Annotated in this window: 5 protein-coding genes; all 5 read right to left on the bottom strand. The window is 70.0% G+C overall.

Annotated features, from left to right (window positions below; translation table 11 throughout):
* Positions 1 to 109: 109 nt before the first annotated feature.
* Complete coding sequence (locus ACFXJ5_RS33990; protein ID WP_384639881.1) at positions 110 to 1,645, bottom strand: NCS1 family nucleobase:cation symporter-1; 1,536 nt, start codon at positions 1,643 to 1,645, stop codon at positions 110 to 112.
* A gap of 76 nt (positions 1,646 to 1,721) precedes the next feature.
* Positions 1,722 to 2,744 (bottom strand): TIGR03842 family LLM class F420-dependent oxidoreductase, encoded by a 1,023-nt coding sequence (locus ACFXJ5_RS33985; RefSeq protein WP_384639878.1) that lies wholly within the window; start codon positions 2,742 to 2,744, stop codon positions 1,722 to 1,724.
* Between the two features lie 10 nt (positions 2,745 to 2,754).
* Positions 2,755 to 4,158, bottom strand: coding sequence for a dihydropyrimidinase (gene hydA / locus ACFXJ5_RS33980; protein ID WP_384639982.1), 1,404 nt, complete (start codon positions 4,156 to 4,158; stop codon positions 2,755 to 2,757).
* 17 nt (positions 4,159 to 4,175) lie between these two features.
* The gene (locus tag ACFXJ5_RS33975) at positions 4,176 to 5,018 is read right to left on the bottom strand and encodes a nitrilase-related carbon-nitrogen hydrolase (protein WP_127354254.1); all 843 of its coding nucleotides are present in this window, start codon (positions 5,016 to 5,018) and stop codon (positions 4,176 to 4,178) included.
* 264 nt (positions 5,019 to 5,282) lie between these two features.
* The gene (locus tag ACFXJ5_RS33970) at positions 5,283 to 6,485 is read right to left on the bottom strand and encodes an MFS transporter (protein ID WP_384639875.1); all 1,203 of its coding nucleotides are present in this window, start codon (positions 6,483 to 6,485) and stop codon (positions 5,283 to 5,285) included.
* Positions 6,486 to 6,732: the final 247 nt, after the last annotated feature.

Genomic DNA, 6,732 nt, shown 5'->3' with positions numbered 1-6,732 from the left:
GCGGGTCCCGACGGGCACTATGGCCATCCCCACCCCCCGACATACGCCGCCTGCCCCCCCCCCGCGGCGCCGGGGGGGGGGGGGCGGGGCCCCGCCGCACGCTGACCGCTCAGCTGTTCCGGTCCGGTACGAACCGGGTCAGCAGGAAGTACGTGACGAGCGAGGCGGCCAGTCCGACCGCCCATCCGTAGTCCGCGAGCGGTTTGAGGAAGGAGATCAGGCCGTCCGCCGGGAAGGGCCCCTGCTTCACACCCTTGACGACGTTGGAGTACGAGCCGCCGATGGCCAGCACCCCGCCGACGACGAAGGCGACGACCGCACGCCAGTTCCAGCCGCCGTCGTACCAGTAGCGGCCGCCGGCCTGGTAGAGGTCGGCGAGGTCGAGCTTGGTGCGCCGGACGATCCAGTAGTCGGCGATGAGGATGCCGGCCACGGTGCCCAGCAGACCGCCGACCGTGCCGAGCCAGGTGAAGATGTACGCCTGCGGGCTGGAGATCAGCTTCCAGGGGAAGATGGCCACGCCGACACCGGCGGTGATCAGCGCGCCGGTACGGAAGCTGATCTTGCGCGGTGCCATGTTGGACAGGTCGAAGGCGGGCGAGACCGTGTTCGCCGCGATGTTGACGGACAGCGTGGCGACCAGCACGGTGACCAGGGCGAAGAGGATTCCGGCCCAGTTGTCGAGTTTGGCGGCCAGGGCGACCGGGTCCCAGATGGCGGTGCCGTAGACCGCCTGGGAGCCGGAGGTGACCAGGACCGACAGCAGGGCGAAGGCGGTCATGGTGGTCGGCAGGCCCAGGGACTGGCCCCAGAACTGGGCGCGCTGGGTGGAGGCGTAACGGGTGAAGTCGGGGATGTTGAGCGACAGGGTCGACCAGAAGCCGATCATGCCCATGAGGGAGGGGAAGAAGACCTTCCAGAAGCCGCTGCCCCAGCCCAGCGCCGACGGCTGGTCGAGCAGCGGGCCGAAGCCGCCCGCCTTGACGCTGATCCACACCAGCAGGGCGATGGCGCCGACGATGACGAACGGGGCCGCCCAGTTCTCGAAGCGGCGCACCGTCTCCATGCCGCGCACGATGATGGCGATCTGGAGCGCCCAGAAGATGGCGAACGACAGCCACTGCGTCCACGGATAGCCGCCGACCGTGCCGGCCCCGGCCCACCAGTGGCCGAAGAGCTTGCCGGCCAGCAGGAAGATGCCGGAGCCGCCGATCCAGGTCTGGATGCCGAACCAGGCACAGGCCACGGCGGCGCGCACCAGGGCGGGAAGGTTGGCGCCCCGGATCCCGAAGGCCGCGCGGGCGAAGACGGGGAAGGGAATGCCGTACTTCGGTCCGGCGTGGCCGGTCAGCAGCATCGGCACCAGCACGATGACGTTCGCCAGGGCGATCGTCAGGACCGCCTGCTTCCAGTCCATGCCGAGCGCGACGAGGCTGGAGGCCAGCGTCCAGGAGGCGATGTTGTGGGCCATGCCGACCCACAGGGCGGCGAAGTTGTAGGTGGTCCACTTCCGTTGGGCGAGCGGGACCGGGAGCAGGTCCTCGTTGGCGTAGGGGCCGCTCGGTATGGCGTCGGCGGGGAGCTCGACGCGGCCGTCGGCCTGGGTTCTCTGGGCGGGGGAGGGCGGTGGCGCGGTGGCTGTCATGGCTGCAGCCCCTTCGTTCGAGACGGGGACGGGGGTCGAACGGGTGCCGTGCGGGTGGCGGTTGGTGGGGCTGTGGTCAGCCGTTGACGGCCGGGATGACCGTCGTGCCGTAGACGTCGATGGTCGACTCCTTGGCGTCCTGCATGTTGTAGAGCGCGAACTGGTCGACGCCCAGGGCCTTGAGCGCGTTCAGCTTCTCGACGTGCTGCTCGGCGGTGCCTATCAGGCAGAAGCGGTCCACGATCTCGTCGGGCACGAAGGCCGTGTCCGGGTTCCCGGTGCGGCCGTGGTGCGAGTAGTCGTAGCCCTGACGGGCCTTGATGTAGTCCGTCAGCTCCTCCGGGACCATCGAGGAGGACTGACCGTACTTGCTCACCAGGTCCGCGACATGGTTGCCGACCATCCCGCCGAACCAGCGGCACTGGTCCCGGGCGTGGGCCAGCGCCTCGGGCGAGTCATCCTCGGTGACGTAGGCGGGCGCCGCCACGCAGATCGTGACGTCGTCCGGATGACGGCCCGCCGCGACCGCCGCGTCCTTGACCGCCTTGACCATCCACTCGGTGAGATAGAGGTCGGCCAGCTGCAGGATGAAGCCGTCGGCCTTCTCACCGGTCAGGGCAAGGGCCTTGGGCCCGTACGCGGCCATCCAGACCGGCAGCTCGGCGCCCTCCCTGACCCACGGGAATTTGATGGCCGTTCCGCTGCCGAGGTCCGCCTCGCGGCCCTCCCCGAGCTCACGGATGACGTGCATGGCCTCCTCGATACGGGCCAGGGTGTTGGGCTTGCGGCCCGCCACGCGCATCGCGGAGTCGCCCCGGCCGATGCCGCAGACGGTGCGGTTGCCGAACATGTCGTTGAGCGTCGCGAAGGTGGAGGCGGTGACCTCCCACGTACGCGTGCCGGGGTTGGTGACCATCGGGCCGACGATCAGCCGTTCCGTCTGAGCCAGGATCTGGCTGTAGATGACGAACGGCTCTTGCCACAGCACGGCCGAGTCGAAGGTCCAGCCATAGGTGAACCCCTGGCCCTCCGCACGCTTCATCAGCTCGACGACGCCCGACGCCGGCGGGTCCGTCTGGAGTACGAGACCGAATTCCATTGCTCTGCTCCTAGATGAGGTACTGACAGGTCTCGCGGGTCTGGTACCGGCCGTGTCCAGCCCGGCCCAGGTAACGGTCCTGGTCGATGATCACGGTGCCGCGCGACAGCACCGTCTCGGACTTGCCGGTCACCTGCTTGCCCTCGTACGCCGAGTAGTCGACGTTCATGTGGTGCGTCTCGGCGGAGATGACCTGGGTGGCGTTCGGGTCGTAGATGACGATGTCGGCGTCGGCGCCCGGCGCGATGGTGCCCTTGCGCGGGTAGAGGCCGAACATCCGGGCCGGGGTGGCGCAGGCGATCTCGATCCAGCGGCGGCGGGAGATGTGACCGTCGACAACTGCCTGGTGGAGCAGGTCCATACGGTTCTCGACACCCGGGAGACCGTTGGGGATCTTGGAGAAGTCTCCCCGGCCCAGCTCCTTCTGGCCGCTGAAGCAGAACGGGCAGTGGTCGGTGGACACGACCTGCAGGTCGTTGGTGCGCAGGCCCTTCCACAGCTCGGCCTGGTGCTCCTTGGGGCGCAGCGGGGTGGAGCAGACGTACTTCGAGCCTTCGAAGTCGGGCTCGGCCAGGTTGTCAGTGGAGAGGAAGAGGTACTGCGGGCAGGTCTCGCCGAAGACGTTCAGCCCCCGGTCACGGGCCTGGGCGAGTTCGGCGAGCGCCGACGCCGCCGAGACGTGCACCACGTACAGCGGCGAACCGGCCACCTCGGCCAGCTTGATGGCCCGGTGGGTCGCCTCGGCCTCGAGCAGCTCGCGCCGGACCTCACCGTGGTAGCGGGGGTCGGTCCGGCCGGCGGCCAGCGCCTGCTCGACCAGGACGTCGATGGCGATGCCGTTCTCGGCGTGCATCATGACCAGGCCGCCGTTGGCGGCGCCGCGCTGCATCGCCCGGAGGATCTTGCCGTCGTCGCTGTAGAAGACGCCGGGGTAGGCCATGAAGAGCTTGAAGGACGTGACGCCTTCGTCGACCAGGAGATCCATCTCCTTGAGGCTGCTCTCGGTGACGTCCGACATGATCATGTGGAAGGCGTAGTCGACCGCGCAGTTGCCCTCCGCCTTGGCGTGCCAGGTGTCCAGGCCGCTGCGCAGGCTCTCGCCGACCGACTGCACCGCGAAGTCCACGATGGTCGTCGTACCGCCCCAGGCGGCGGCCCGGCTGCCGGTCTCGAAGGTGTCCGAGGCGGCGGTGCCGCCGAACGGCAGCTCCATGTGGGTGTGGGCGTCGATGCCGCCCGGGATGACGTACTTGCCGGCCGCGTCGATCACGGTGTCGGCCGTCCAGCCCTCGGCGACGGTGCTGCCGCCGGCGGCCAGGGCGACGACCTGCTCGCCGTCGATGAGGACGTCCGCGTGGATCTCCTCGGCGGCGGTGATCACCAGGCCGCCGCGGATCAGGGTTCGGCTCACGATGAGCTCCCGTCCTTCCGTCACGCCTCGGTCAGCGGGCCGTAGGCTTCCGGACGGCGGTCCCGGTAGAACGCCCACTGCTGCCGGACCTCCTCGATCTTGCCGAAGTCCAGGTCCCGGACGACCAGTTCCTCTTCCTTGTCCGAGGCCACGTCGCCGACGAACTGGCCGCGCGGGTCCACGAAGTAGGACGTGCCGTAGAAGTCGTTGTCGCCGTACTCCTCGACGCCCACCCGGTTGATGGCCGCCACGAAGTACTCGTTCGCCACCGCCGCCGCGGGCTGCTCCAGCTGCCACAGGTAGGAGGACAGGCCCCGGCTCGTCGCCGACGGGTTGTAGACGATCTCCGCGCCCGCCAGGCCCAGCGCGCGCCAGCCCTCCGGGAAGTGCCGGTCGTAGCAGATGTACACCCCGACCTTGCCGACGGCGGTGTCGAACACCGGCCAGCCCAGGTTCCCCGGCTTGAAGTAGTACTTCTCCCAGAAGCCCTTGACCTGCGGGATGTGGTGCTTGCGGTACTTGCCGAGGTAGGAGCCGTCCGCGTCGATCACGGCGGCGGTGTTGTAGTAGAAGCCCGCCTGCTCCAGCTCGTACACCGGCACCACGATGACCATGTTGAGTTCCTTGGCCAGCGCCTGCATCCGCACGACCGTCGGGCCGTCGGGCACCGGCTCCGCCCAGGCGTAGTGCTCGGGCTCCTGCACCTGGCAGAAGTACGGAGCGTTGAAGACCTCCTGGAAGCCGATGATCTGCGCCCCCTGCGCGGCCGCCTCCCGGGCGTACTGCTCGTGCAGGTCGATCATCGACTCCTTGTCGCCGGTCCACTTCGTCTGCACCAGCGCGGCACGCACTACTCGACTCATTGGTTGCCCTCCGGAATCGCGGTGAACGGCCAGGCCCGAAGCTGAACTCTCGGCCGCTTGACGGCTGACACTAGGAGTTCGCCGACACGGGGTGTAGTGCCACGCTGTAACGCGATGGGCCCCGCCGCGTTCCGCCGCGTCACCTGCGGCGATGCCGTTCCGGTGATTGTCAGGAGCGGTCGCCGGGCGGGTGAATTCCCCGTTGCTTCCGGGCCTGTTGGGTTACGTTCGCGTATCGCGTGACACCCGGCTCGCCGAGCGGTCCTACGCCGCGGTGACCGGCTTCGCGTCGGCCGGCACCGCGACCGCGATCTCGAGTTCGATCGGCGTGACGACCAGGGTGCTGCGCGGCCGGACCCGCAGCGCCACGGCGGTGAGCGGTACGGCGACCACCAGCAGCAGACAGCCCAGCGCCATGCCCATCCCCGCATAGCCCGCGTGGGCGGACAGCAGTGTCCCCGCCAGCGGACCACAGGCCAGCCCCAGCGACGACGCCGAACCGGCGATGACGGCCCAGCGTCCGCGCGGGTCGAGGGCGGCGCTCAGGCCGATCAGATAGGTCAGGACGACCGGGTAGACGGTGTTCCACAGCACCTCGCCGACCGCGAAGGGCACCGCGCCGGTCGCCGAGGACGTGACCGCGATGCAGCCCGCGATCAGCGCGGTCCCCGCCCCAATGGGCACCGCGCGGCCGAGCCGGGCGCCGAGCGCGGCGGCCGCGGTGACGCCGACCAGGCCGCCGCCGAGGGCGACCGCGAAGACCACGCCGAGGGAGGCCTCGGACAGCCCGGCGCGGTCGAGGCCGATGCGTCCGCTCAGGCCCCACAGGGCGTTCTGCGACATCGACCAGCACAGCATCCCGACCGCGAGCACCGCGCCGGAACGGCGGTACGGCAGTGTGCCCCGGCTGCCGCCCGCCGCACGGCGGGGCGCTCCCGCGGGCAGCAACCCGGCCGTCGGCAGCGCCAGCAGCGCCCCGCACGCGACCGCCGCGAAGGGCAGCCCGTGCCCGCCGCCGAGCCGGGGAAGCACCAGGTACAGCGCCCCGGCCGCCGCCGAGGTGGTCAACAGGCCCAGTACGGACGCCCGGTGCGGTTCGGCCTGCGCGGCGATCCCGACGGCGGCCACCGCCGTCGCCGTACCGGAACCGAAGCCCCCGACGACGCACCCCGCCACGACCAGCGGGACGTACGCCGTGCAGGCCGCCACCCCGAAGCCCGCCGCCGTCACCAGCAGACCCACCCGAGCCAGCCGGGCGGGCCCGATCCGGTCCACCCGGGACGCGAAGACCGGCCCGGCGCAGGCCGAGGCGAGAAGCAGAGCGCTGCCGGTCGCGCCGGCCTGTGCCGTACCGAGGCCGAGCCCTGACGTCAGGCGGCTGACGATGACCGGGAGGAGGTAGGCGGCGAGATACCCGGCGGAGAAGACAGCGACCAGCGGCAGCATGGCGCGCGAGCGCGAGGACATGGGCGTTCCTGAGAGGTGATCGAGGGGCGAAACAGGGTGGAGCGCCCATCGACGGACAGGAACGCGAAGCAATGAATATCAAGTGGGGCGACCCTCCCAGAAGGGGGGTCGCCAAAGTTAAACCCGCCGTTGCCGGATCGATATCCGACGCTCACACGCCGAGTGGGCCGGCTCACAGCAAAGGCCCGGAGTTGCCCGGGAACTCACGCCGACCGTCACTAGTTGGAGGAGGTACGGGCCCCGCACA

This window comes from Streptomyces sp. NPDC059373 (genome assembly GCF_042751495.1).
Classification (GTDB): Bacteria; Actinomycetota; Actinomycetes; order Streptomycetales; family Streptomycetaceae; genus Actinacidiphila.
The sequence above is the reverse complement of the archived record's forward strand: the minus strand, read 5'-3'. Positions and strand labels throughout refer to the sequence as shown.

What these genes read in the sequence shown, in the direction of transcription:
- ACFXJ5_RS33990 (WP_384639881.1), bottom strand. Translation starts at nt 1,645, where the DNA reads ATGACAGCCACCGCGCCACCGCCCTCCCCCGCCCAGAGAACCCAGGCC.
- ACFXJ5_RS33985 (WP_384639878.1), bottom strand. Translation starts at nt 2,744, where the DNA reads ATGGAATTCGGTCTCGTACTCCAGACGGACCCGCCGGCGTCGGGCGTC.
- ACFXJ5_RS33975 (WP_127354254.1), bottom strand. Translation starts at nt 5,018, where the DNA reads ATGAGTCGAGTAGTGCGTGCCGCGCTGGTGCAGACGAAGTGGACCGGC.
- ACFXJ5_RS33970 (WP_384639875.1), bottom strand. Translation starts at nt 6,485, where the DNA reads ATGTCCTCGCGCTCGCGCGCCATGCTGCCGCTGGTCGCTGTCTTCTCC.